The sequence below is a fragment of the Pseudomonas sp. 1 genome (assembly GCF_056626735.1).
In genome coordinates this window covers 38,585-61,902 of the sequence record NZ_JBWXMQ010000001.1, presented here as the reverse complement: position 1 = coordinate 61,902, position 23,318 = coordinate 38,585, and the positions used below count along the sequence as shown (strand labels likewise).

Sequence of the window (23,318 nt, the reverse complement as noted above, 5' to 3'; positions counted from 1 at the left end):
TCTGATAACCAGACTCAAATACGCTTTTTTTACCGGGCTGGCTTAACAACTGTTGCTGTTTGAGGTGAAGCTGAATCTGTTCGGTCACATCTACTGAGTACACACCTGATGTTGACCGCTGAGTCTGACAACAGAGGTGGAGTCCTCCAGCCGAATGGATTTCAAGCAAAGCCTGACGAAACGGATCGTCATCGTATTCGCCTCGATGAGTGCGCTGGTGGCCGGCGTATTTGCGCTGGGAATCGTTGCCACCGTGCATGTGGTGGAACACAAGTTGACCGCCACGACCTTGATGGGCGGTCTGCATCGTTTGCTGGCTATGGATGACATCAGTCGCTGGAGCCATCGACCGGAAAAGAGCGAGCTGTTTTTCTTCGAAGGCGGGCCGGGTGCGATGGCGCTGGTTCCGTCACTGGCGTCTCTGTCACCGGGGTTTCAGGAGGTCATGTTCGAGGGTGACGGTTTTTTCGCCATGGTCGAGATGGTGGGTGGACGCAAATACGTGCTGTTGCGTGATCAGGAGAGTCTCGAGCAGCGTGAGCGTCTGTTGTTCATTGTGGTCGCGGTGGGATTCATTCTGAGCATTCTGCTTGCGATTGTGCTGGGCCGATTGCTGGCACGGCGCGTGATGGCCCCGGTCATTCGGCTGGCACGCCAGGTTCGTCACCGCGACCAGCTGCTGGTGCTGGCGCCGCCCCTGCATCCGGACTACGCGGCGGACGAGGTCGGGGAACTGGCGCTCTCGTTCGATCAGACACTGGGCCGGCTGCGCGAAACGCTGAGCCGTGAAAAGCTCTTTACCAGCGACGTGAGCCATGAGCTTCGCACACCGTTGATGGTGCTCGGCGGCGCCTGCGAATTACTGCTCGCCAATCCGTCGCTCGATGCGCGTTCGGCCGCGCAGGTCAACCGTATCGCCCGGGCCAGCCATGAAATGCGTCAGCTGGTGGACACCTTCCTCATGCTCGCCCGCTCGCAGGAAGATACCGGTGGTGACATTTGCGTCACGCTTGAGGAGGTTGCGCGGGTCCAAGGTGAAATCTGGGGTCGGCTGATCCGCGAAAAAGGGCTCGATTTTTTCTGCGACATCAACCCGGCCGGCGCGGCTCGCTACAACCAGACCTTCTTGCAGTCAGTAATGGGCAACCTGCTGCGAAATGCCTGGCATTACACCGATCAGGGTTTTGTCAGGCTGAGCGTCGGGGAAAACGGTTTTGTGGTCGAAGACAGCGGCATCGGTATTCCGGAGGAGCAGCGACAAGCGATGTTTCAGCCGTTCGTGCGCGGTGACGAGCGTCGAGGAGAGGGGCTAGGACTGGGATTGTCACTGGTGCAGCGGATCTGCAACCGGGAGCACTGGCAAGTCCGGCTCACCACGCGCGAGCCCCACGGTTGTCGTTTTGCCGTCTCGCTGAGCCCGGTTCCTCAAGAGGACGGTGGACAGCCGCGCGTAGTGCCCGCTGCCTGACTGATCAGCGCAGCCAGACGCTTGACGTTGTTCTGCTGGGCTCCCACCAGATCGTCGATGGTCGGTCCGGACGGGGTTTGCAGCAGCGAACGGCAGGCGAGCAGGGCATCGTCCCCGGCGTTGGCCTGGCGCAGGCGCCATTTGACGTCGATCAGCCCGTATTGCCCGGGAATCGAATCGAAGCGTTGCACATCGATGCGCACGGACGTTTTGCGCACGCCGCCGGCATTGCTCAGTTGATCCACCAGCGCGCTGCGCAATTCATCACTGAGGCTCGCGCCCCACCATTCGGTCTCAAGAATCGCCAGGCCGCTGTTGCCCTGGCGGATCACGATTTGCGGCCGGTCGACCTGCGGCGGCACGCTGATGCTTTCGATGGCGATCTCCGAAACAGCGCGGCCGGCCACCGGTTGCGTCGGCGTCAGTGTATGAAAGCTGATCGGGGCGCTGCTGCACGCGCCGAGCAACAAGCTGATCGCGAGCACGGTGAACTTCAGCTTTAAAGCCATGGGACAGCTCCTGTGCTCAGTTGCGCGGCGGCCCTTTGAGGTCCAGTGGCGCGGCGTTGTCGGGACGGCCGCGAATCAACGATTCCGGATGACGGCCCAGATAATCGGACAGCTCACGCAGCGAACGGGACATGCGCCCGAGCTCGTCGAGGGTCTGGCTCAGTTGTTCGCGTTGCGGTGAATCTTCGGCCAGGGTCGAACTGGCCGATTGCAAGGTCTTGCTCACGTCGGCGAGGGTGTTCTGCACGCCGGGCAGGGTCTTGGCGTTGAACTGGGTCAGGCCTTTGCGCAATTCCACGAGGTTGCTGTCGAGGTTACCGGCAATCCGTTCCACCGGCAGCTTGTTGAGTTTGTCGACCATCGCTTCGAGTTTTTCCTGCAACTGTTCGAGGCTGCCGGGGACGGTCGGAACGCTGACCGGGCGGGCAGTGGGGTCAAACGCGACTTTTTCGGCTTTGGGGAAGAAGTCCAGGGCAATGTACAACTGGCCGGTCAGCAGGTTGCCGCTACGGGCCTGGGCGCGCAGACCGTTGTCGATAAAGGTGCCGATCAGGCGCACGGCCGCCGCTTCGTCGTCCGGATTGTGCTCGAGTGCCTTGAGCATCTTGATATGAGCCTGGCCGAGGCGTGCCGGGTAGATCACGATGCCGACGTTGAGCGGGAAGCTGCGTTTTTTCGCGTCGAAATCGAGGTTGACGCTGACCACCCGGCCGATCTCGATGCCGAGAAATTCCACCGGCGCATCGACTTTCAGCCCGCGCAGCGCCTGGTCGAAACGCAAACTCAGGTACTGCGCCTTGCCGTTGGGCGGGGCGAGGGCGGTTTGCTGATCGTCGAACAGGTCATAGGTTTTTTCTTCGGCGGCAGCGACATCGTTGGGGCTGTACTCCGGCGCGCGGAAGGCGATGCCGCCGACCAGCAAGGTCGACAACGATTCGGTTTTCACCGCAAAGCCGTTGGCGCCGACGTTGACGTCAATGCCGCTGGCGTTCCAGAACCGGGTGTTTTCGGTGACAAAAGCATCGTTTGGCGCGTGGATGAACACCTCGATGTTCACCCCTTTGCCATCGGCGTCCAGTGCGTAGGCCACCACCTGACCGACTGGAATCTTGCGGTAATAGACCGGCGAGCCGATGTCCAGCGAGCCGAGGTCCGAGGCGTGCAGGTTGAAGCGCTTGCCCGGTTCGCCGTAGGTGATCGGCGGCGGGTTTTCCAGGCCTTTGAAGTGTTTTGCGCGCGAGTTGGACTGACCGATGTCGGCGCCGATGTAGTCACCGGACAGCAACGTGTCGATGCCCGAGACACCGCCCGCACCGATGCGCGGGCGCACCACCCAGAACTGTGAGTCTGCGCGGGTAAAGGTTTCGGCCTGCTTGGCCAGTTTGATCGTGGCGTTGACGTGTTTCTGGTCGTTGCTCAGCTCGACATCCGTGACCTGGCCGATCACCACGTTGCGGTATTTGACCTCGGTCTTGTTGGCGGTCAGGCCGCTGCCGGTCTTGAAAGTGACGATGATGCTGGGGCCCTCCTGCATCAGGTTGTGCACTACCAGCGAAATGCCCACCAGCACCGCGATGATCGGCACGATCCACACCAGCGAAATGCTGAAACGGCGGGTCTTGACCGACGCCTGGCCGGGCGCTCGCGGTTGATCGGCGGCTGACGACTCCATCCATGACCTCCAGAGTGTATCGGGCACTGAGCGTCAGGAACGCCAAAGCACTTCATCAATATAGAAGTGCTTCGCGATAGAGCAAATGTGCAGGACGCCTTATCCCAACAACTCTCGCAGGCGATACCAGAACATGCCCAGTGCCAGCAATGGCGAGCGCAGCGCCGGACCGCCGGGGAAGGTCATGTGCGGTACGTGGCTGAACACGTCCATGCCCTGACTGTGACCGGCGTGGATCGCCTCACCCAACAGCTTGGCGCACCAGTGGGTGACGTTCAGACCGTGGCCGGAATAGCCCTGGGCGTAGAACACGTTCGGCTGTTGCTTGAGTCGACCGACCTGCGGGAAACGGTTGGCGGTGATGCCGATCTTGCCGCCCCACTGGTAGTCGATGCGTACGTCCGCCAGTTGCGGGAAGACCTTGAGCATCTTCGGGCGCATGTAGGCGGCGATGTCCGCCGGGTCCCGTCCCGAATAATGGCAGGCGCCGCCGAACAGCAAGCGGTGGTCCGCCGAGAGCCGGTAGTAATCGAGGCCGACTTTCTGGTCGCACAGCGCCAGGTTCTGCGGAATCAGTTCGGCGGCGCGCGCCGCCGACAGCGGTTCGGTGGCGATGATGTAACTGCCGGCGGGCAGCACCTTGCCACTGAGTTGCTGTTCGAGTTCGTCCAGGTGCGCGTTGCAGCTGAGCACCAGGCTGCCAGCGCGCACGGTGCCGCTCTGAGTGCGAACTTGAACGGTCGAGCCGTGGACGATTTCCAGCACCGGGCTCTGCTCGAAAATCCGCACCCCGAGGGTGGCTGCCAGCCGCGCTTCGCCCTGCACCAGATCCAATGGGTGCAAGTGGCCCGAGCCCATGTCGATCAGGCCGCCCTTGTAGACACCCGCGTTCACCACTTGCTGACGAATCAGCTCACGGGCAACCAGCCGCGTTTCATGGCGATAACCCAGCTGCGCGAGACTGTCCTGCTCGGCCTTGAAGGCGTCGAACTGCGCCGGCGTGTTGGCCAGCTCACAGAAGCCCCAGCGCAGGTCGCACTCGATGGCGTTGTCGGTGATGCGCTGGCGCACCAGCTCCACCGAGTCGATCCCGGCCCGGTGCAGGTAACGCACGCCTTCGCTGCCGACATGCCGCGAGAAACCTTCGACGTCATGACCGATCCCGCGAATCAATTGCCCGCCATTGCGCCCGCTGGCGCCCCAGCCGATGCGCCGGGCTTCGAGCAAGATCACCGAGAGCCCGCGCTGCGCCAGTTCAATGGCCGTGTTGACGCCGGTGAAACCGCCGCCGATCACGCAGACATCGGCGATCAGGTCGTCCGTCAGCTCCGGATAGGGTGTGCTGGCACGGGCCGACGCGGCGTAATAGGAGAGGGCGTGTTCCTGGGTGTACTGATTCATTTGTTCGACTTCACTTTGCTCCAGGACCGGGTCATCAGACGCATGATCGACTGAGGCGGGGTAGAGGAGATATAGAGCTTGTCGAGGACTTCCTGGGACGGATAGACCTCGGGATTGTTGACCAGCTCGGCATCCATGTATTGCTTGGCCGCCGGGTTCGGGTTGGCGTAGCCGACCGAGGCGCTGACCTTGGCGATCACTTGCGGGTCGAGCAGGTAATTGATGAAGGCGTGGGCTTCCTTGGTGTTGCCGGCATCGGCAGGAATCGCCAGCAGGTCGAACCACAGGTTCGCGCCTTCCTTGGGAATCGAGTAAGCGATGTTCACGCCGTTCTTGGCTTCCTTGGCGCGGTTGGCGGCCTGGAACACGTCGCCGGAGTAACCGAAGGCCACGCAGATGTCGCCGTTGGCCAGGTCAGACACGTATTTCGAGGAATGGAAATAGGTGATGTACGGCCGGATGCTCAACAGTTTCTCTTCAGCCTTCTTGTAGTCTTCGGGTTTTTCGCTGCGCGGGTCCATGCCCATGTAGTTGAGGATGGCCGGGAACACTTCATCGGCCGAGTCCATCATCGACACGCCGCACTGGGTGAGTTTCTTCAGGTTCTCCGGTTCGAATAGCACGGCCCAGGAATCGATGTGATCGATGCCCAGCACTTGCTTGACCTTGTCGACGTTGTAGCCGATGCCGTTGGTGCCCCACAGGTATGGCACCGAGTGCTCGTTGCCCGGATCGTTTTTCTCAAGAAGGGCCAGCAGTTTCGGGTCGAGGTTTTTCCAGTTCGGCAGCTGCGAGCGATCCAGTTTGAGGAATGCACCGGCCTTGACCTGACGGGCGAGGAAGTGGTTGGACGGCACCACTACGTCGTACCCGGTACGGCCGGCGAGCAGTTTGCCTTCAAGGGTTTCATTGGAGTCGAAGACGTCGTAGATCACCTTGATCCCGCTGGTGGACTGGAAGTCGGCGAGGGTGGTTTCGCCGATGTAATCGGTCCAGTTGTAGACGCTGACCTGGGGTTGGGCGACGGCACCGGCACTGCACGCCAGGGCCAGAGCGGCGGGGATCAAGGATTTCAACAGACGCATATCGACACCTCTTCGAATTATTGGATTTTTCAGGCGACTCTTGCTGATCGTTCCCACGCTCCGCGTGGGAATGCCTCAATGGACGCTCCGCGTCCGCTCTTGGGACGCAGAGCGTCCCGGGCTGCATTCCCACGCAGAGCGTGGGAACGATCGTGGGTTGGTTTTTGTTGTTTTAATCAGACGCTCAGCAACAGGAACTCCCGCTCCCAGGAACTGATCACGCGCTTGAAGTTTTCATGCTCGGCGCGTTTCACCGCGACGTAGCCGCGTACGAATTTGCTGCCCAGGTATTGCGCGACGGTGTCGCACTCTTCCATTTGGGTCAGGGCTTCTTCGATGGTGATCGGCAGGCGCAGGTTGCGGCGCTCGTAAGCCCGGCCTTCGACGGCAGCGCTCGGCTCGACGCCTTCGACCATGCCGATGTAACCGCACAGCAGGCTCGCCGCGATCGCCAGGTACGGGTTGGCGTCAGCACCCGGCAAACGGTTTTCAACCCGCATCGCCTCAGGCCCGGAGGTCGGCACACGCAGGCCGACGGTGCGGTTTTCTTCGCCCCACTCGACGTTGACCGGCGCCGAAGTGTCCGGCAGGAAGCGGCGGAACGAGTTCACGTTCGGCGCGAACATCGGCAGCACTTTCGGGATGTATTTCTGCAGGCCGCCGATGTGGTGGCGGAACAGGTCGCTCATGCTGCCGTCGGCATTGGCGAAAATCGGTTGGCCGCTGGCGATCTCGACCACGCTCTGATGCAGGTGCATGGCGCTGCCGGGCTCGTCGCCGATCGGCTTGGCCATGAAGGTTGCGGTCACGTTGTGCTTGAGCGCGGCTTCACGCAGGGTGCGCTTGAACACGGTGATCTGGTCGGCCAGATCCAGCGCATCGCCGTGACGGAAGTTGATTTCCATCTGCGCCGGGCCGTCTTCGTGGATCAGCGTGTCCAGGTCCAGGCCTTGCAGTTCGCACCAGTCGTAAACGTCTTCGAACAGTGGATCGAATTCGTTGGCGGCATCGATGGAGAACGACTGACGACCACTCTCGGCACGACCGGAACGGCCCAGCGGTGCCTTCAACGGCAAGTCCGGGTCTTCGCAGCGCTGGGTCAGGTAGAACTCCATTTCCGGCGCCACGATCGGCTTCCAGCCTTTGTCGGTGTACAGCTGCAGGACTTTCTTGAGCACGTTGCGCGGCGACAGTTCGATCGGGTTGCCGAACTTGTCGAAGGTGTCGTGGATGACGATGGCGGTCGGCTCGATGGCCCACGGAATCACGTACACCGCGTCGCTCACCGGCTTGCAGACCATGTCGATGTCGGCCGGATCGAGCAGATCGTAGTAGACGTCGTCGTCGACAAAATCCCCGGTTACCGTTTGCAGCAGCACACTTTCCGGCAGGCGCATGCCTCGCTCATGCAGGAACTTGTTGGTCGGTGCGATCTTGCCGCGGGCGATGCCGGTCAGGTCGCTGACCACGCATTCCACTTCGGTAATCTTGTGATCTTTCAGCCATGTGAACAGCTGATCGAAAGGGGCATTCATAAAGACCTCGTCGTTGGTTTTGTTGACGCGGGGGAAAAGCGATTTCATCTTTCGCAGGCTTCCCCTGTGGCGCGTTGACGACTATCTTGGGCGGGCCTTGACGTTCCATCTATCCACTTTCAGCAGCACCAAAGCGCACCAAAAGAGTGCGCAAGGTCTCCCATGACGACGTGTAATCCGCTACAGGTTCAAGCTTTCAACACCGCCGATGTCACCGAACAGATCCGCGCCACGCCGGGTTGGGTTCAGCATTACCAGCAGATGTCGCCGGGGCATTTCGCCGGGCAGATCCGTTATCTGGACTTGCAGGGTGTGGAGGTCTACGAAGAACAGATGAACACCCGGGTCGAGCAGAATTTCAGCGCGCCGGAAGGCTCGCTGGCGTTCTGTTTCGATCGCAGCGACAACGCGCTTTATCTGCTCAATGAAGAGAGCCGCAACATCTGGATCACCCCGGAGAACTACCAGGAGATCGCCGTGGTGTTCGGCCCGGAATTCGTCCAGCGCAATGGGTTGGACATGGCCAGGCTGGAAGGTCTGTTCATGGCGCCGCTCAATGGCGCGCAGAACGGATTGTTCAGTCGCTGGTTAAGCTCGACACTCACGAAGTTGTCGCAAACCCTTGATCAACCAAGCAAAGAAGCGCTGACCCAGCAGTTGCTGGAGGACTGCCTGTTCATCCTCGACAACGCGAGCGTGTGCCTGGACGGCGGTGGTTTGCAGCGTCGCGCCGAAGAACGAATCACCCTCAAGCGCGTGGGCGAGTGGGCGGCAGATTCACCGGAGCAAACCCTGAATCTGCTGGAACTGTCGCGGGTCGCCGGAGTTTCCCTGCGCCAGCTGCAGCAGACGTTCAAGGCGTACACGGGGATGTCGCCGAGCCATTGGCTGCGTTTGCGCAGGCTCAACAGTGCCCGGCGAGAATTGCTCAAACGTTCGCCGGCAGATACGACAGTGGCCGAGGTTGCGATGAACTGGTCGTTCTGGCATTTGGGCCGCTTTTCAAGCAGTTACCGGGCGATGTTCAAGGAGTTACCGAGCGAGACCTTGAAGCGCTCGTCGTCTTTGTGACGGGCGCACACTAATTCACCCGGTTATTGCGCATGATCGAGAAGTTCAGCGCCGCGGCGACACACAGCCAGGCCAGATAAGGGAACAGGATCAACCCGGTGATGACATCCAGGCGCAAGGCCAGCACCACCATCACGGCGACGACCAGCCACAACAGTACGAGAATGATCATCGCGGCAACGATCCGCTGGGCACCGAAAAACACCGGTGTCCACAGCGTGTTCAGGGCAATCTGCGCCGCCCATAACGCCAACACCATTTCGCTGCCGGGAATCAGGGTCAAGCGGTAGCCAACCCAGGCCAGCAGCAGGTAGATCGTCGTCCATGCCACCGGAAACACCCAGTTGGGCGGGGTGAACTTCGGTTTGTCGAGCTGCGCGTACCATTGGCCTGGCTTGAAAACCATGCCGGTGGTTGCGGCCGCGCCGCAGGCGATCATGAAAATCAGGAAAGTCACCATTTCATACTCCTTGGCCGCAGCCCGTCTGCCTGGTTTGTTCCGCCGCAGCGGTCGTTCATTCGGATCTTGAGCACATCAGTTCACTGACCCGCGCCACCAGCGTGTCGATCGCGAAGGGCTTGGTCAGCACCTGCATGCCGGGGCCCAGTTGTCCGGCGCCGATCACTGCGTTCTCCGCGTAACCGGTAATGAAGAGGGTCGTCAGGTTCGGCCGGATCTCTCTGCCGGCGTCAGCCAGTTGTCGGCCGTTCATGCCACCCGGCAGGCCGACGTCGGTGATCAGCAAGTCGATATGCACGTTCGATTGCAACACCTTCAGGCCTGCAACGCTGTCGCTTGCCTCAAGCAGGTTGTAGCCGAGATCGCCAAGCACTTCGGTCAGCAAGGCGCGCACCGTGGGTTCATCGTCCACCACCAGAATGGTCTCGCTGGCCTTGGGAACTACAGCCGGTGCGATGTGCTTGTCATCGAGACTGTGCACGGGGTCGCCGCAGTGACGCGGCAAGTAGATGCACATCGTGGTGCCTCGGTCGACCTGCGAGTGCACGCGCACCTGGCCGCCGGATTGCTTGGCGAAACCGTAGATCATCGACAGCCCGAGCCCCGTGCCCTGGCCCAGCGGCTTGGTGGTAAAGAACGGGTCGAAGGCCTTGGCGACCACATCCGCCGACATGCCGATGCCGGTATCGGTGACGCACAGACACACGTATTCACCTTCGGGAATGTCCAGCGCGGCGGCGGTCTCGGCATCCATGGTGCGATTGGCCGTTTCAATGGTAATGCGTCCGCCATCGGGCATCGCATCGCGGGCGTTGATGCACAGGTTGAGCAGCGCGTTTTCCAGTTGACTGGCATCCACCAGCGTCGGCCAGAGCTCCGGCGAGCCAATGGTTTCCAGAAAAATGCTCGGGCCCACGGTGCGCTGGATCAGTTCGGTCATGCCGGTCATCAGCATGTTGACGTCGGTAGGGCGCGGATCGAGGGTCTGGCGTCTGGAGAACGCCAGCAGGCGGTGGGTGAGGGCAGCAGCACGCTTGACCGCGCCCTGAGCGGTGACCATGTATTTGTCGACTTCGCTATACCGGCCCTGACTGATCCGCGTCCCCATCAATTCCAGCGCGCCAGAAACGCCGGCCAGCAAATTATTGAAGTCATGAGCCAGGCCCCCCGTCAGTTGGCCGACCGCCTCCATCTTCTGCGACTGACGCAGTTTTTCTTCCGCTTGCATCAACTCGGCGGTGCGCGATGACACCCGTTGTTCCAGTGTGTCGTTGAGCGCACGCAAGGCGGCGATAGCCCCGTCGCGCTCCGCCTCAACGGTGCGGCGTTCCTCGACGTCGATCAGGACGCCGGGGAAGCGTAGTGGTTTGTTGTCATCGGCACACTCAACGCGGCCGTTGGCTTCGATCCACTGGTATCTGCCGTCGGCGCGGCGCACGCGGTACTGATGGGAATAGGCGCCGCCGCGACCAATGGCTTCGTCGATCGCCGTGGTCAGCGCATCCCGATCGTCGGGGTGCACGCTGGTGATCACTTGTTCGAGGCTGAGGCCCTCGCGCCCCAGACTCGGGTCGAGGTTGAACACCTGGGCGAAGCCTTCGTCGACGGCAAAGCGATCAGTCAGCAGGTCCCAATGCCAGGTGCCGATAATGGCGCCGGCGGCGAGGGCCAGTTGCACGCGCTCGACGTTCTCCCGGGCGATCGCTTCACTGGCGCGCAAGCGCTCCTCGGCATCGCGTCGCTCGGTGACGTCGTTGAACAGGATCGCGATCTGCCGGTCGGCCGGATCGCCGACCCGCACGGCGCGCACATCGAACCAGCGTTCAAAGGTATTGGCGTAATTTTCGAAGTTCGCCGGTTCCCCGGTCTTGGCCACATGGCCGTAGGTTTCGAACCAGAAGCGTTCCAGATTGGGCGCGAACTCGGTGACCCATTTGCCGCGCAGGTTGACCCCGCACTGGCGCTCGAACGCCGGATTGGCCTCGACGAAGTAGTAGTCGACGGGATCGTCGTTGGCGTCGAATTTGACTTTGACGATGGCAAATGCCGATTCAATGGTTTCCAGAATGGTGCTGAAGCGTTCCTCACTGCGGGCGAGCGCAGCTCTACTGGCCTGCAGTTGGGCCGCCACATTCTGCTCAGTGTCGACTTCACTGCTCAGTAGCGCGGCGCGTAATCGCTTTACCTCGGACTCAAGTGCTTCGCGAGTAAGGTGTTTGAGGGTATCCATCTCACCTGCTTTGTTAGGTTTTTCAGGGGCCGGTTTCATGGGGCGGACAGGCCGGACTGGGACAGTGGTCATCGCAAAACGGTCAGGCTTGATTGCTGTTCATTCGTTGACAGGTGGCGCCGTCGTTAAGTTTCACCGATGGTTTCGGGCGAACACCGAGTTCAGATCGACTCCCCCTTGTCCAGGCGGGCCAGCAGCTTCTCGCCGCGTTGCCACAGTGCCTCTTGCCTGGCCTGCGGCATGCGATCGAGGTTCTTGTACATCATGCTCATGCGCTGATTGCCCCGCAGCAGCTCGCCGTGGCGCATCAGGAAATGCCAGTACAGCGAATTGAACGGGCAGGCATTGTCCGCCGTGCTTTCGCTGACCTTGTACGTGCAATCGCGGCAGTAATCCGACATGCGATTGATGTACTGGCCGCTGGCGCAATAGGGTTTGGAACCGAGATAACCGCCATCGGCGTGCATGACCATGCCCAGTGTGTTAGGCAGCTCGACCCAGTCAAAGGCATCCATGTAGATCGCCAGATACCATTCGCAGATCTGGCTCGGTGCGATACCGGCGAGCAGGGCGAAATTGCCGGTGACCATCAGCCGCTGAATGTGATGCGCGTAGGCGTGCTGCAAGCTTTGCCCGATGGCGTGGCGCATGCAGTTCATCTGTGTATCGCCGGTCCAGTAGAACTCGGGCAGTGGCCGGGTGTTGCCGAACGAGTTGCCCAGCGCGTAATCGGGCATTTTCAGCCAATACACGCCTCGCACATATTCACGCCAGCCGATCAGTTGCCGAATGAAGCCTTCGGCGGCGTTGAGCGCAACGCTGCCGGACCAGTATGCCGACTCCACGTCGCTGCACAGCTGCCGCAAGTCCAGCAGGCCGATATTGAGTGCTGCGCTGATGCGCGCATGAAACAGGAACGGCTCATCACTGGCCATGGCGTCCTGGTAATCGCCAAACCCGGCCAGACCGTAATCGAGAAAGTACGCCCACAGTGCCTGCGCATCGGCATGGGTGACGGGATAGTTGAAGTCATCGAGCGCGCCGTAGTGCTGGCTGAAACGCGCCTTGACCAGTGCCAGTACTTCGCTGGTGATGGCGTCGTTATGGAAGCGCGCGGGGTAGGGGGCTTTCACGCCTTTGGGCAGGGCCTTGCGATTCTCGGCATCGAAATTCCACGCGCCGCCCACTGGCGAACCGTCGCCATTGAGCAGCAAGCGGCTCTTGCGACGCATCTCCCGGTAGAAGAACTCCATGCGCAGCTGTTTCTTGCCCTCGGCCCATGCAGCGAACTCTTCGCGACTGCACAGAAAACGCGTATCGGCGTGCCAGTGAATCGGCAAGCCGCATTCCTTCATCGAATGCTCCAGCCGCCAGTCGCCGCACTCGGTGATGTGCACTTCTTCGGCCTGCAACAGCGCTTGCCAACGCTGTAACTCACCCGGCACCGAATTGCGGTTATCTGGATCATCCAGGGTGACATATTCAACACGTACACCCTGGTCTCGCAGCGCCTTGGCGAAGTGGCGCATGGCGCTGAAGATCAGGGCGATCTTCTGTGGATGGTGGGGCACATGGCTGGCTTCTTCCATGACTTCGACCAGCAACACCGTATCGCGCTCGGCATCGAGTGCCTGTAATGAAGCCAGGTCGAAGGACAACTGGTCGCCCAGTACCAGGCACAGACGGCGGGTTGCGTTCATTCAACTGAGCTCTGCGTTGTACGGATCATGGGCTTGCTTCTGTGCCCTGACGACGGAAGAACAAAGTCACCTGACCGACTTCCACGCCAAACTTGGACATGCTGGTACGGTTGATCAACGTGTCCTCATCCATCAGGTACATCCAGTCGTCCATGCTCATTTCATAGGTCGAATCGTCGACGGGCAGGTTCAGGCGATAACGCCAGTGCAGGGCGTTGCCGGCAATCTGGCCCCGGGCAACGCCGACCACATCGCCGGCGCGACCGCTCCAGCGTCCCTGGCCCTCGGGCGTCAATGTCCATACGCGCTGCTGGCGAGTACCGTCGCTGTACAGGAAGCGCTCGTCGAGAATCAGGTTGTCGCCTTCGCGGCGGCTGACGATCGTGACTTCGAAACGCTTGGTCACTTCGCCGCTGCGCTTCTGGAACATTCCCCAGGCCTTGACGGGCTGGCTGAAAAAACGATGCAGATCCAGGGCTGGCTGTTGATCGGCATAACGGTTGACATCCACGCCGGTGCAGCTTGCGATGCTGAGCATCAGTGTCAGTAACAGCAGTAATCGAGACATTGCCTTACTTCCTGATTTCAGAGGTACCGGGGGAAGTATTCGCCCCGCTTTCTTGTACGCCATGCATCGCACGTACAGGGTTGTGGCCATCAAATTTCGCTTTCTCGCGGCAGGAGGGCCCGTAAAAATAGGTTGGCAGCAAAAAATGTTGTACGCATAAGATCATTTTGTATAGGTATTAAACAAGATAGGCGGAAAAACACCACCTGACAATGAAGCGGCAATTTTTCGTGTGTATCCGAAGCCTCACATCACGACGTGAAGGCTTGGTTGAGTAGCGGGGGACGGGACGAATAGTGATCGTGACGCTCGTGAAGTCTTGCTCAACGGATCCATCGTGCTCCAGTCAAAAACGTTATAGCCCCCATCCGTAACTGTTATTACCGCCGTTGGGTTTGCGCTGTTTAGCATCGATCGGGTTTTTACTGTCGACGAGAACAACAACGTGAACCTCGGAAAAATAATTAGTCGAAGTGCCAAGTACTGGCCGCAGCATATGGCGGTCATTGATCACCGAAGCCGGCTTACATTTGCTCAGCTTGAGCGACGCACCAATCAGCTTGCTTCCAGCCTGCTGGAGAAGGGTATCCGCACCGGTGAGCATGTCGGCATTCTTGCGCCCAACCGAGTCGAGCTGGTGGAGGCCGAGGTGGCGTTCTACAAGGCTGGGCTGGTCAAGGTCCCGATCAACGCAAGGCTGTCGCTGGATGAAGTCGTTCAGATCCTCAACGATTCCTGCAGCGTGGCGCTGATCACCACGGCGGCATTCGCCGAAGCGCTGATCGCCCGACGTACCGAAGTGCCCGCACTGCGCTTGATCGTATCGCTGGACGAAGGTGGCGCCGACATCGATTACCCGACCTTGCTCAGCCAAGGCTGTGACAAGCCTGTCAGCTGTGATCTGCCTGACGACACCCTCGCCGTTTTGCATTACACCTCTGGCAGTTCCGGCGTGCTCAAGGCTGCCATGCTCAGCGTCGGCAACCGCAAGGCGCTGATCCGCAAGAGTATCGCCAGCCCCACGCGACGAGCAGTGCCGGGCGATGTCATGGCTCACGTCGGCCCGATCACCCATGCCAGCGGCATGCAGTTGATGCCGTTGCTGGCTGTCGGTGCCTGCAACCTGCTGCTGGAGCGTTACGACGATCGGCAGTTACTGGAAAGCATTCAGCGCGAACGGGTAACGCGCCTGTTTCTGGTCCCTGCGATGATCAATCGGCTGGTGAATCTCCCAGACGTGTCACGGTATGACCTGAGCAGTCTGCGCCTGCTCATGTATGGCGCCGCGCCCATGGCACCGTCGTTGGTAAAGAGCGCTATAGAGGTGTTCGGGCCGATTCTGGCGCAGGGTTATGGCGCGGGTGAAACCTGCTCGCTGGTGACCGTGCTGACCGAACAGGATCACTTGTGCGAGGACGGTGACTACCGGCGTCTGGGCTCGTGCGGGCGTTGTTATTTCGAGACAGACCTGCGGGTGGTCAATGATGAATTCGACGATGTAAAGCCCGGTGAGATTGGCGAAATTGTCGTCAAGGGGCCTGACATCATGCAGGGCTACTGGCGGGCGCCACAGCTGACCGCGGAGGTGATGCGCGACGGTTACTACCTCACTGGCGACCTGGCAAAGGTGGACGACGAGGGTTATGTATTCATCGTCGACCGCAAAAAGGAAATGATCATTTCCGGCGGCTTCAACGTCTACCCGACCGAGGTCGAACAGGTGCTTTACACCTTGCCGCAGGTCTTTGAGGCGGCGGTGGTCGGCGTCCCCGACGAGCAGTGGGGCGAAGCGGTGCACGCCGTCATCGTACTCAAGCCCGGCGCCGAGATCAGCGCAACCGAAATCATCGAGCATTGCGCCCGGATCCTGGCCGGCTTCAAGAAACCGCGCGGCGTGGACTTCGTCAGCGAGTTGCCGAAAAACCCCAACGGCAAGGTGGTCCGCCGCCTGATCCGCGATGCCTATTGGCAAAACAGCGAACGCCGCATCTGACCGAGGACATCATCATGTATCAACCAAGTGAAAAGGCGCGCGGCATTATCGAAGGCATCGAGGGCTTTGTACGCGAAGAAATCCGCCCGCTTGAACAGCGTGAAGGCCTCAGTTGGGCCGAACCGCATCCCCGCCAGGTATTGCAGCAGGTCTGGCAGCGTTCGTGCGAATTGGGTTACTACAACATCATGCTGCCCGAAGCCATCGGCGGCGCGGGGCTGAGCGTCGCCGATCTGTGTGCGGTGAAGGAGGCGACGGTGCTGACCGGTTCGATGCTGGCGCCACACATTCTGGGCGAACTGTCCGGTCCGCCGCGCATTGGTCATCTGTTCAAAGTCGCAAGTCCCGTGCAGGTCGAAACGATCCTGCAGCCCATCTGCAAAGCGCAGAAAGCCGTGTGCTTCGCCCTCACTGAAAGCGAGGCCGGTTCTGATGCGGCGGCCATTCAGACCCGTGCGCGGCTGGAGGGTGACCATTACGTTCTCAACGGCGGCAAACGCTTCATTTCAGGCGCACCTTACGCCGACATTGCCGTGCTATTGGCGGTCACCGGACCGGGCACGGGAGCACAAAACATTTCGGCTTTTTTTGTCGACCTGAAAGCACCCGGCGTACGCATCGAAAGCGACTATTCGGTGATGTCCGGCGGCGGTGCGCATGGGGATATTTTTCTCGATGAAGTTCGCGTACCGGTGACCCATCGCATCGGCGAAGAGGGGCAGGGCTTCAAATTGGCGATGGGCCGCATTACCCTCAACCGCCTGCTCCATTGCCCGACGTTGCTGGGACTGGCCGGTCTGGCGCTGAACCTGTCGATCGACTACGCGCGAACCCGCAAGCAGTTCGGTCAGCCGATCGCGATGTTCCAGTCGATCAATCACATGATCGCCGACATGGCCACCGAACTGCACGCTGCCCGGAGCATGGTGTACGCCACTGCGGCGGTGAATGACAGCGGTGGCGACATTCGTACCCAGGCACCGATGTGCAAGCTGTTCGTCTCGGAGACCGCGTTCCGGATCGCTGACCGTGCGGTGCAGATCCACGGCGGTGCCGGTCTGTTGCGCGGGCATCCCGTGGAGTGGATTTTCCGTGCGACGCGGATGATGCGCATCCTGACCGGAACCAGTGAAATCCAGCGCAACACCATCGCCAAAGGCGTGCTGATGCCCGCTTAGGGTCGCTTGCTGTACGTCCGGCCTTGCGGGCCGGACGCTCCGATAAAAACAATAACGAGAGATGACCATGACTCACACTGACAAACCTGCGCGTCCGGGCACGGCCTGGATGATTGCGGTACTGCTGGCGGTTTTGATGCTGGTGAACTTCCTCGACAAAGTGGTCATTGGCCTGGTCGCGGTACCGATGTCCAAGGAGCTGGGCCTGACCCCCACCGAATTCGGTCTGGTGGGCGGCGCCTTGCACTGGTTTTTTGCCATATCCGCTGTGATCGGGGGATTTGTCGCCAACCGCCGCCCCACGCGCACATTGTTGCTGGGCATGGGGGCGTTCTGGGCGGTGATCCAGTTACCGATGCTGTTCGTCAGTTCGCTGTGGGCCATCATTGCCTGCCGGGTGTTGCTCGGTATTGGCGAAGGCCCGGCGTCGCCAGTTGCGACCCATGCGCTGTACAAATGGTTTCCCAATGACCGTCGCAATCTGCCGGTTGCGCTGCTGCACACGGGCAGTGCGCTGGGGCTGCTGGTCGCCGGTGCGATGATCCCGTGGATCAGCGTGCATTACGGCTGGCGCATGAACTTCATCGTGCTCGCGGTGATCGGTGCAGTGTGGTGTGTGTTGTGGTGGTTGCTTGGCAGCGAAGGCACCCTCGACAGGATTCGCACCGGGCAATTGAGACTGGACGAAGCCAGGGTCGCTTATCGGCGGCTATTGCTCGACAGCACGGTACTGAGCAACTACCTCTGTCATTTCGCCGCCAACTGGTCGCTGGCACTGACCCTGACATGGGTGCCGAGCTACCTGCAGACCGGTTTGGGCATTGACCCGATCATGACGGGGCGGGTGTTTGTACTGTTCGTGGTGGTGACGACACCGTTGAGTCTGTTTCTGGCCTGGTTATCGCAACGGTTCATGCGTGCGGGCATCACGACCCGCTGGTCGCGGGGCGCATTCGTTGCCATTTGCCTGATTGTCAGCGGCCTGCTGTCCGCCGCGCTCATGCTTGAGGGCCTGAGCAACGTGGAGCGGATCGTCTGTCTGACGTTCAGCGGGGGGCTGGCTCTGGTGATGTATTCGGTCGGCCCGGCGATGCTCGCCGAGTTCACGCCGGGCAGCCAGCGTGCAGGCGTCCTCGCGATTGGCAACGGCATTGCGTCGCTGGCCGGTCTGTCGGCTCCGGTGGTCACCGGATTGTTGGTGCAGGGTGCTGGCGCCGAGCATCCGGCGGGTTACGCCGAAGGGTTTCTGGTATGCGGGGCGGTGCTGGTGGTTGCCGGGCTGGCGGGCTTGTTGTGGATGAATCCGCAGAAGACTCGCCAGCGCTTGCTTCAGGTCGACGCTGTCGGGCGGCCGGCAGTGATTTGAGCAAACGGCGCCGTCCGACTGCGCCGTGACAGCTTCAGGCTTCGCCGACAAAACTCAGCGGTGGCTCGATAGTGCGTTCGATCAGGCTGCCTTTCCAGCGGCCTTCGATGACAGCGTCTACAAGCAGGCTGCGCACCAGGTCGCGCATGCAGGTGGCGGCGAACGACAGCGGCTTGTGCTGCGAATGGGCGAGGGACACGGTGCGCGTGATGCGCGGCTCGACGATCAGTCGCGCTGAAATCGGTTCAAGCAGATCCGTCAATGGCGGCCAGTTGCTGATGGTCGCTGCCAGTCCCGCGCGCACCAGACTGCTGATGCCCGGCGCCGACTGTTGTTCGTAGCTGGAATCAAGTGTCACGCCGGTTTCCATTGCGGCCTGTTCGATACGCCGGCGCAGATGCAGTGCGCGCGGCGGCATCACCAGGCGCGTCGCGGCCGCTTCGGCGAGGCTGATCGGTGAGTGATTGGCTTCTGGCGCGGTGGCGCCGACCCAGAAAAGGTCCTCGGTAAACACCGGTTCGGCGATGACGTGTTCCAGCTCCTCGGCATTGGGCACCACACCAAAATCGACCTTGCCCAACTCGATCGCCTGGCCGCCTTCACGGCTCAGGCCGTCCCACACCGTCAATTTGATCCCCGGAAATTTGTTCTGCGCCTGGGTGATGATCGCGGGCAGCAGCAGTGCCGACGCCGTCGCCGGAATGGAGATCGACACGTGCCCCATGGGATTGCCACGGCTTGATTTGAGCTCATCCTTCACCGAGTCGACTTGCTGAATCACCGAACGCGCCACCTCATACAACTGCCGGCCGGCGTCGGTCAATTCGATGCCGTCATGCAGGCGCGACAGCAATTGCATATCCAGTTCGCTTTCCAGCAAGCCGATCTGTCGACTCAACGCCGGTTGGGCAATGAAGGCGCGGCGCGCGGCGCTGGAGAAGCTTCCAGCCTCGACAATCGCGATGAGGTAACGCAGCTGTTTCAACGTCATGGGGACAATCTCTGGTATGCCGAAGTGTTATGGCAACTATCTGAAGACGCTATTTGTTCAGGTCGGGGCGCCTACTTAGTATCCATAGAGACATAACAAGAGGCCCAGATCAACCCGCAACAATCCGCTTGCCTGCTGAGTCAGCAGCCGCTGTCCCCGCTACAAGACATCCCCGGAAATCTCACTCTCGATAAACACAATAAGAGGTAAAGAGTGATGCAATTGCATATTCGCGGTCTCGCTCGACCGTCGTTTTTTTTATTGTCTTGCTGTTGTGTTTCCAGTCCTGCCGTCGCCCTGCAATTTCAATGGAACGATCTCGAAGCCCAGTTCGATTCGGCGCTGAGCCTGGGCACGAGTATTTCCACGGCCAACCCTGATCCGGCGTTACACAACAGCGCCAACAGCGACGATGGCAAACTCAACTTCGCCTCCGGCGATGTGTTCTCGGCGGTGTTCAAGGGGACCCATGACCTTGAGCTGAAGCGCGACAACATTGGCGTGTTTTTACGCGGCACATATTGGTACGACACCGCGCTGCGCGATCATGACCAGCGCTTCAAGAAGGTCGCCGACAACAACCGCAAGCGATCGGCGAAAACCGCGGGCACTCAGTTGCTCGATGCTTTTGGCTACTACCTCTACGACATCGACGGCCAGCCGGGCTCGGTGCGCCTGGGCAAGCAAGTGGTGAACTGGGGCGAAAGCACCTTCATTCAGGGCGGGCTCAACGTCATCAACCCGTTCAACCTGTCCGCGCTGCGCCGTCCGGGTTCCGAAGTCAAGGATGCGCTGGTGCCGGTCAACCTGTTCTATGTCACGCAAAACCTGACCGAGGCACTGTCGTTCGACGCTTTCTATCAACTTGATTGGGAGCAGACTCAACTCGACAACTGCGCGACGTTTTTCTCCAACAACGATTTTCTGCCTGACGGCTGCGATGGCCTTGATGTCGGCGCCAAATTGCTGGGTAACCCTGCCGCCGTGGCCGGGTTGACGCCGTTGGGGGTCAACCTGACGCAAGAGGGCGTGCGCATTCCCCGCGCAGCAGACGATGACGCACGCAACGGCGGGCAATGGGGATTGTCGCTGCGCTGGTACGTCAGCGCTGTGGACACCGAATTCGGCGCCTACGCGGCCAACTATCACAGCCGCACGCCTTACATGGGCACCGTAAGCAGCCCGTATTTCAACAACACCGCGTTCGCTCCACAGTTGTGTGCCAACCTGGGTATTGGCGCTGCCGGGTGCGGGGCATTTGTGGCCTCGGCCGCAGGCCAGTCGCTGACTGGCGCACTGCGTCTGGGGACTTCGCAATATCAGGTCCAGTACCCGGAAGACATTCGCCTGTATGGGCTTTCGTTCGCCACCACCCTGCGTACTGGAACGGCGCTGCAGGGCGAACTGAGCTATCGGCCGAACATGCCGATGCAACTCAACGGCACGGACATTATTCAGTCACTGCTCAATATCGACGGTCGCTCGCCATTGCTGGGCGAAGGTTTGCGAACCGACCGCGACAGTGCGCTGTTCGATGGCTACCGGCGCAAGGAAATGACCCAGGCACAAATCACCGCCCTGCATTCGTTCGGCCAAATGATGGGGGCCAGTCAGCTGCTGCTGGTGGGCGAAATCGGCGCCACGTATGTCGGCGGTCTGGAGGGGCGCGGCGGCCCCCGGTATGGACGCTCGGGCACATTCAACAGCGGAGAACTGGCCGATCCTCGCGTTTGTCAGGCCATCTCGAAAACGCCGCAGCACTGCAACAACGAAGGGTTTCTCACGCCGTTTTCCTGGGGCTACCGCGTGCGCGCAACGTGGACCTATCCCAATGTTCTGGCCGGTTTCGATTTTCGCCCGAACCTGTCCTGGGCTCATGACGTGCACGGCACAGGGCCGGTGGAGGGCTCGGCATTCAGTGAGGGCTCGAAAGCCATCAGCGTCGGTCTGGACGCGACGCTCGCCAGTACCTACAGCGTAAGTCTCGCTTACACCGATTACATCGACGGCGATTACGGCACGCGCGGCGACCGCGATTTTCTCTCACTGAGCTTGGGCGTCACTTTCTGAAGGGCACGACGATGAAGACCACATGCATGATGCTATTCGGTTTGCTCTGGATCACCGGTGCGATGGCGGCGGACGGCCTTGGCGAACACCTGACCCCGGCGGGAGCGGAACGTGCCGCCAGCGCCGATGGCAGAATTCCAGCCTGGCAGGGCGGACTCGACACGGCGCAGTTTCGGTTGGCCAGCAATGGTACGCCGCTTGACCCATACGCCGATGAACAACCGCTTTATGAGATCACCGCCGCGAATGCGCAGCAGTATCAGGATCAGTTGACACCAGGCCAGATCGCCATGCTCAAGCGGTTTCCCGAAACAATGCGATTGCCGGTCTACCCGACTCATCGCAGTGCCGGCGTACCTTCAGCGGTGGCCCTGTCGGCAGCACGCAATGCTGCCAATGCAACGCTGGTGGATGGTGGCAATGGCTTGAAGGGTTTTTCCGGGGCGATTGCCTTTCCCATTCCTGCCAACGGCCTGCAGGTGATCTGGAACCATCTGACACGCCCACGCAACGCCAGTTACAGCCTGATGTCCGACAGCGTGACGCCGCTGAAGAACGGTCGCTTCGTGCGCATGAGCTCGCGTCAGGACGTCGCTCTCCCGCAACCCGTCTCAGATGATGCGACAGATAATATCCTGTACTACTTCACCTACCGGATGACCGCGCCGTCACGTGTAGCCGGCGAAGCCATCGTCGTGCACGAGACGCTCGATCAAGTCGCCCAACCACGCCTTTCTTGGGTCTACAGTGCCGGCCAGCGACGGGTGCGCCGCGCCCCGGGAGTCGACTATGACACCACCGGCCCCGGCACGGCAGGCCTGCGTACCGCAGACAGCCGCGACATGTTCAATGGCGCGCCCGACCGGTACGAGTGGAAATTGCTCGGCAAAAAACTGCTGCATGTGCCCTACAACAGCTACCGGCTGGCGTCACCGGACCTGCGCTACAGCGAGCTGATCCAGCGTGGTCATCTCGACCCGGGGCCGACGCGCTACGAACTGCACCGTGTCTGGGAAGTGGTCGCTACCCTGAAGCCCGGCGCCAGGCACATCTACACCCAACGCCATTTCTACGTTGATGAAGACACCTGGGCGATTCTGGAGGCGGACGTCTACGACCAGCACGGCGAGCTGTGGCGCACCACTGCGGCACACAGTTTTTATCACCCGGTCGGGCAGGTGGCAGTGAACGCGCTGGAGGTCACTTATGACCTCAAGAGCTCGCGTTATCACGTCTCCGGATTGATCAACGAACAACAGCGCCCGTTTGTGTTCAACCTCGCCACCAGCCTCTCGTACTTTTCGCCCGGCGCATTGCGCAGCTTCGGAGTGCGTTGATGAGCGAGCGATCAACCCGTTGCTGGACCGAGCGGCTGCTGGGCGAGGGCGAGCCGCCGGACCCTCGCTTTACATTAGCCAACGAGCGAACCTTTCTTGCCTGGATGCGCACCTCCCTGGCATTGCTCGGAGGGGGCATCGCAGTCGAAGCCCTGGCGGTGAACGCCTTCGCGCCGCCATTGCGCATGGGCATGGCGCTGAGCCTGATGCTCGTAAGCCTGTTGATCAGTTCGGGGGCTTGCTTGCGCTGGCTGCGCGTGGAGCGAGCATTGCGACAGGGCCGGGCGCTGCCACTGCCGACGTTGGTGCCCTTGTTGACCCTCGCTTGCGTCTTTGCGGCGTTGATGCTCGCAGTAGTGTTGTGGCCGCGTTGGCATGGTTGATCCAGGCTTGCAGGCCGAACGCACTGAGCTGGCGTGGCGACGCACGACCGTCTCGCTGCTGGTCGTAGCGGTGCTGGCGTTCCGGGCGGGCGATTGGCTGCAGTCCGCCGTCGCATTGGTGCCGGTGCTGGTCATGATGTGTCAGCCCGGACGGCGATATCGGCAGGGCCTGGCGATGCTGGAGGCGGAGCGTGCAATGCCGGCGCCGGGTTCGATATTGAGCCTCGGCGCTGGCGTATGTGTCATGGCAGTCATTGGCGTGGCGGGATTGTTGAGCGGTGATTGACACACCGCTCGGCCT

The 23,318-nt window shown here is 60.8% G+C and carries 19 protein-coding genes; 9 read left to right on the top strand and 10 right to left on the bottom strand.

All coding sequences use genetic code 11. The features are described from left to right. Positions 1-154: 154 nt before the first annotated feature. Positions 155-1,468 (top strand): sensor histidine kinase, encoded by a 1,314-nt coding sequence (locus AC1MDC_RS00255; RefSeq protein ID WP_480392220.1) that lies wholly within the window; start codon positions 155-157, stop codon positions 1,466-1,468. On the opposite strand, the gene AC1MDC_RS00250 is transcribed toward AC1MDC_RS00255, so the two are convergent. The 5 genes from AC1MDC_RS00250 to AC1MDC_RS00230 all read right to left on the bottom strand — a co-directional run bounded on the left by AC1MDC_RS00250 (position 1,426) and on the right by AC1MDC_RS00230 (position 7,670). After that, on the bottom strand, positions 1,426-1,977 hold the full coding sequence (locus AC1MDC_RS00250) for a PqiC family protein (protein WP_480392219.1): 552 nt from the start codon (positions 1,975-1,977) through the stop codon (positions 1,426-1,428). The genes AC1MDC_RS00255 and AC1MDC_RS00250 overlap by 43 nt on opposite strands. Before the next feature lie 16 nt (positions 1,978-1,993). After that, positions 1,994-3,649: a PqiB family protein gene (locus AC1MDC_RS00245; protein WP_085696099.1), complete on the bottom strand. Its 1,656-nt coding sequence runs from the start codon at positions 3,647-3,649 to the stop codon at positions 1,994-1,996. A gap of 99 nt (positions 3,650-3,748) precedes the next feature. Further along, a complete protein-coding gene (locus AC1MDC_RS00240) occupies positions 3,749-5,050 on the bottom strand; it encodes an NAD(P)/FAD-dependent oxidoreductase (RefSeq protein WP_480392218.1) in 1,302 nt (433 codons plus the stop codon). Beyond that, complete coding sequence (locus AC1MDC_RS00235) at positions 5,047-6,135, bottom strand: polyamine ABC transporter substrate-binding protein (protein ID WP_234205330.1); 1,089 nt, start codon at positions 6,133-6,135, stop codon at positions 5,047-5,049. The genes AC1MDC_RS00240 and AC1MDC_RS00235 overlap by 4 nt, the downstream gene beginning before the upstream one ends. A 176-nt stretch (positions 6,136-6,311) precedes the next feature. Next, positions 6,312-7,670, bottom strand: coding sequence for a glutamine synthetase family protein (locus AC1MDC_RS00230; RefSeq protein ID WP_085696443.1), 1,359 nt, complete (start codon positions 7,668-7,670; stop codon positions 6,312-6,314). A gap of 162 nt (positions 7,671-7,832) precedes the next feature. Here AC1MDC_RS00230 and AC1MDC_RS00225 point away from each other — a divergent pair, with 162 nt between their 5' ends. Beyond that, a complete protein-coding gene (locus AC1MDC_RS00225) occupies positions 7,833-8,741 on the top strand; it encodes a helix-turn-helix domain-containing protein (protein ID WP_085696102.1) in 909 nt (302 codons plus the stop codon). A 10-nt stretch (positions 8,742-8,751) separates the two neighbouring features. Here AC1MDC_RS00225 and tspO read toward each other — a convergent pair whose 3' ends face one another. The 4 genes from tspO to AC1MDC_RS00205 all read right to left on the bottom strand — a co-directional run bounded on the left by tspO (position 8,752) and on the right by AC1MDC_RS00205 (position 13,699). Beyond that, complete coding sequence (gene tspO, locus AC1MDC_RS00220) at positions 8,752-9,198, bottom strand: tryptophan-rich sensory protein TspO (protein ID WP_085696447.1); 447 nt, start codon at positions 9,196-9,198, stop codon at positions 8,752-8,754. A 58-nt stretch (positions 9,199-9,256) separates the two neighbouring features. Further along, positions 9,257-11,431, bottom strand: a complete 2,175-nt coding sequence (locus tag AC1MDC_RS00215) for a hybrid sensor histidine kinase/response regulator (RefSeq protein ID WP_085696103.1) — start codon at positions 11,429-11,431, stop codon at positions 9,257-9,259. A gap of 161 nt (positions 11,432-11,592) precedes the next feature. Further along, positions 11,593-13,131, bottom strand: a complete 1,539-nt coding sequence (locus AC1MDC_RS00210) for a cryptochrome/photolyase family protein (RefSeq protein ID WP_480392217.1) — start codon at positions 13,129-13,131, stop codon at positions 11,593-11,595. Between the two features lie 25 nt (positions 13,132-13,156). Next, the gene (locus tag AC1MDC_RS00205; protein WP_085696105.1) at positions 13,157-13,699 is read right to left on the bottom strand and encodes a DUF3833 domain-containing protein; all 543 of its coding nucleotides are present in this window, start codon (positions 13,697-13,699) and stop codon (positions 13,157-13,159) included. Positions 13,700-14,144: 445 nt separating this feature from the next. On the opposite strand from AC1MDC_RS00205, the gene AC1MDC_RS00200 reads away from it, so the two are divergent. The 3 genes from AC1MDC_RS00200 (at position 14,145) to AC1MDC_RS00190 (ending at position 18,236) form a co-directional block, all read left to right on the top strand. Further along, on the top strand, positions 14,145-15,692 hold the full coding sequence (locus AC1MDC_RS00200; RefSeq protein WP_480392216.1) for an AMP-binding protein: 1,548 nt from the start codon (positions 14,145-14,147) through the stop codon (positions 15,690-15,692). Positions 15,693-15,706: 14 nt separating this feature from the next. Further along, entirely contained in the window at positions 15,707-16,870 is a 1,164-nt protein-coding gene (locus AC1MDC_RS00195; RefSeq protein ID WP_085696107.1) for an acyl-CoA dehydrogenase family protein, read from the top strand. A 109-nt stretch (positions 16,871-16,979) separates the two neighbouring features. Continuing rightward, on the top strand, positions 16,980-18,236 hold the full coding sequence (locus tag AC1MDC_RS00190) for an MFS transporter (RefSeq protein ID WP_085696449.1): 1,257 nt from the start codon (positions 16,980-16,982) through the stop codon (positions 18,234-18,236). A 34-nt stretch (positions 18,237-18,270) separates the two neighbouring features. Here AC1MDC_RS00190 and AC1MDC_RS00185 read toward each other — a convergent pair whose 3' ends face one another. Continuing rightward, complete coding sequence (locus tag AC1MDC_RS00185; protein WP_480392215.1) at positions 18,271-19,227, bottom strand: LysR family transcriptional regulator; 957 nt, start codon at positions 19,225-19,227, stop codon at positions 18,271-18,273. A 216-nt stretch (positions 19,228-19,443) separates the two neighbouring features. On the opposite strand from AC1MDC_RS00185, the gene AC1MDC_RS00180 reads away from it, so the two are divergent. The 4 genes from AC1MDC_RS00180 to AC1MDC_RS00165 are packed head-to-tail and all read left to right on the top strand — an operon-like array spanning position 19,444 to position 23,303. Continuing rightward, positions 19,444-21,297, top strand: a complete 1,854-nt coding sequence (locus AC1MDC_RS00180) for a DUF1302 domain-containing protein (protein WP_480392214.1) — start codon at positions 19,444-19,446, stop codon at positions 21,295-21,297. Between the two features lie 26 nt (positions 21,298-21,323). Further along, positions 21,324-22,634 (top strand): DUF1329 domain-containing protein, encoded by a 1,311-nt coding sequence (locus AC1MDC_RS00175; RefSeq protein ID WP_480392213.1) that lies wholly within the window; start codon positions 21,324-21,326, stop codon positions 22,632-22,634. Then, positions 22,634-23,017 (top strand): YidH family protein, encoded by a 384-nt coding sequence (locus AC1MDC_RS00170; protein WP_227232599.1) that lies wholly within the window; start codon positions 22,634-22,636, stop codon positions 23,015-23,017. Before AC1MDC_RS00175 ends, AC1MDC_RS00170 begins: the two co-directional genes overlap by 1 nt. Next, complete coding sequence (locus AC1MDC_RS00165) at positions 23,010-23,303, top strand: DUF202 domain-containing protein (protein ID WP_480392212.1); 294 nt, start codon at positions 23,010-23,012, stop codon at positions 23,301-23,303. The genes AC1MDC_RS00170 and AC1MDC_RS00165 overlap by 8 nt, the downstream gene beginning before the upstream one ends. Positions 23,304-23,318 lie beyond the last annotated feature (15 nt).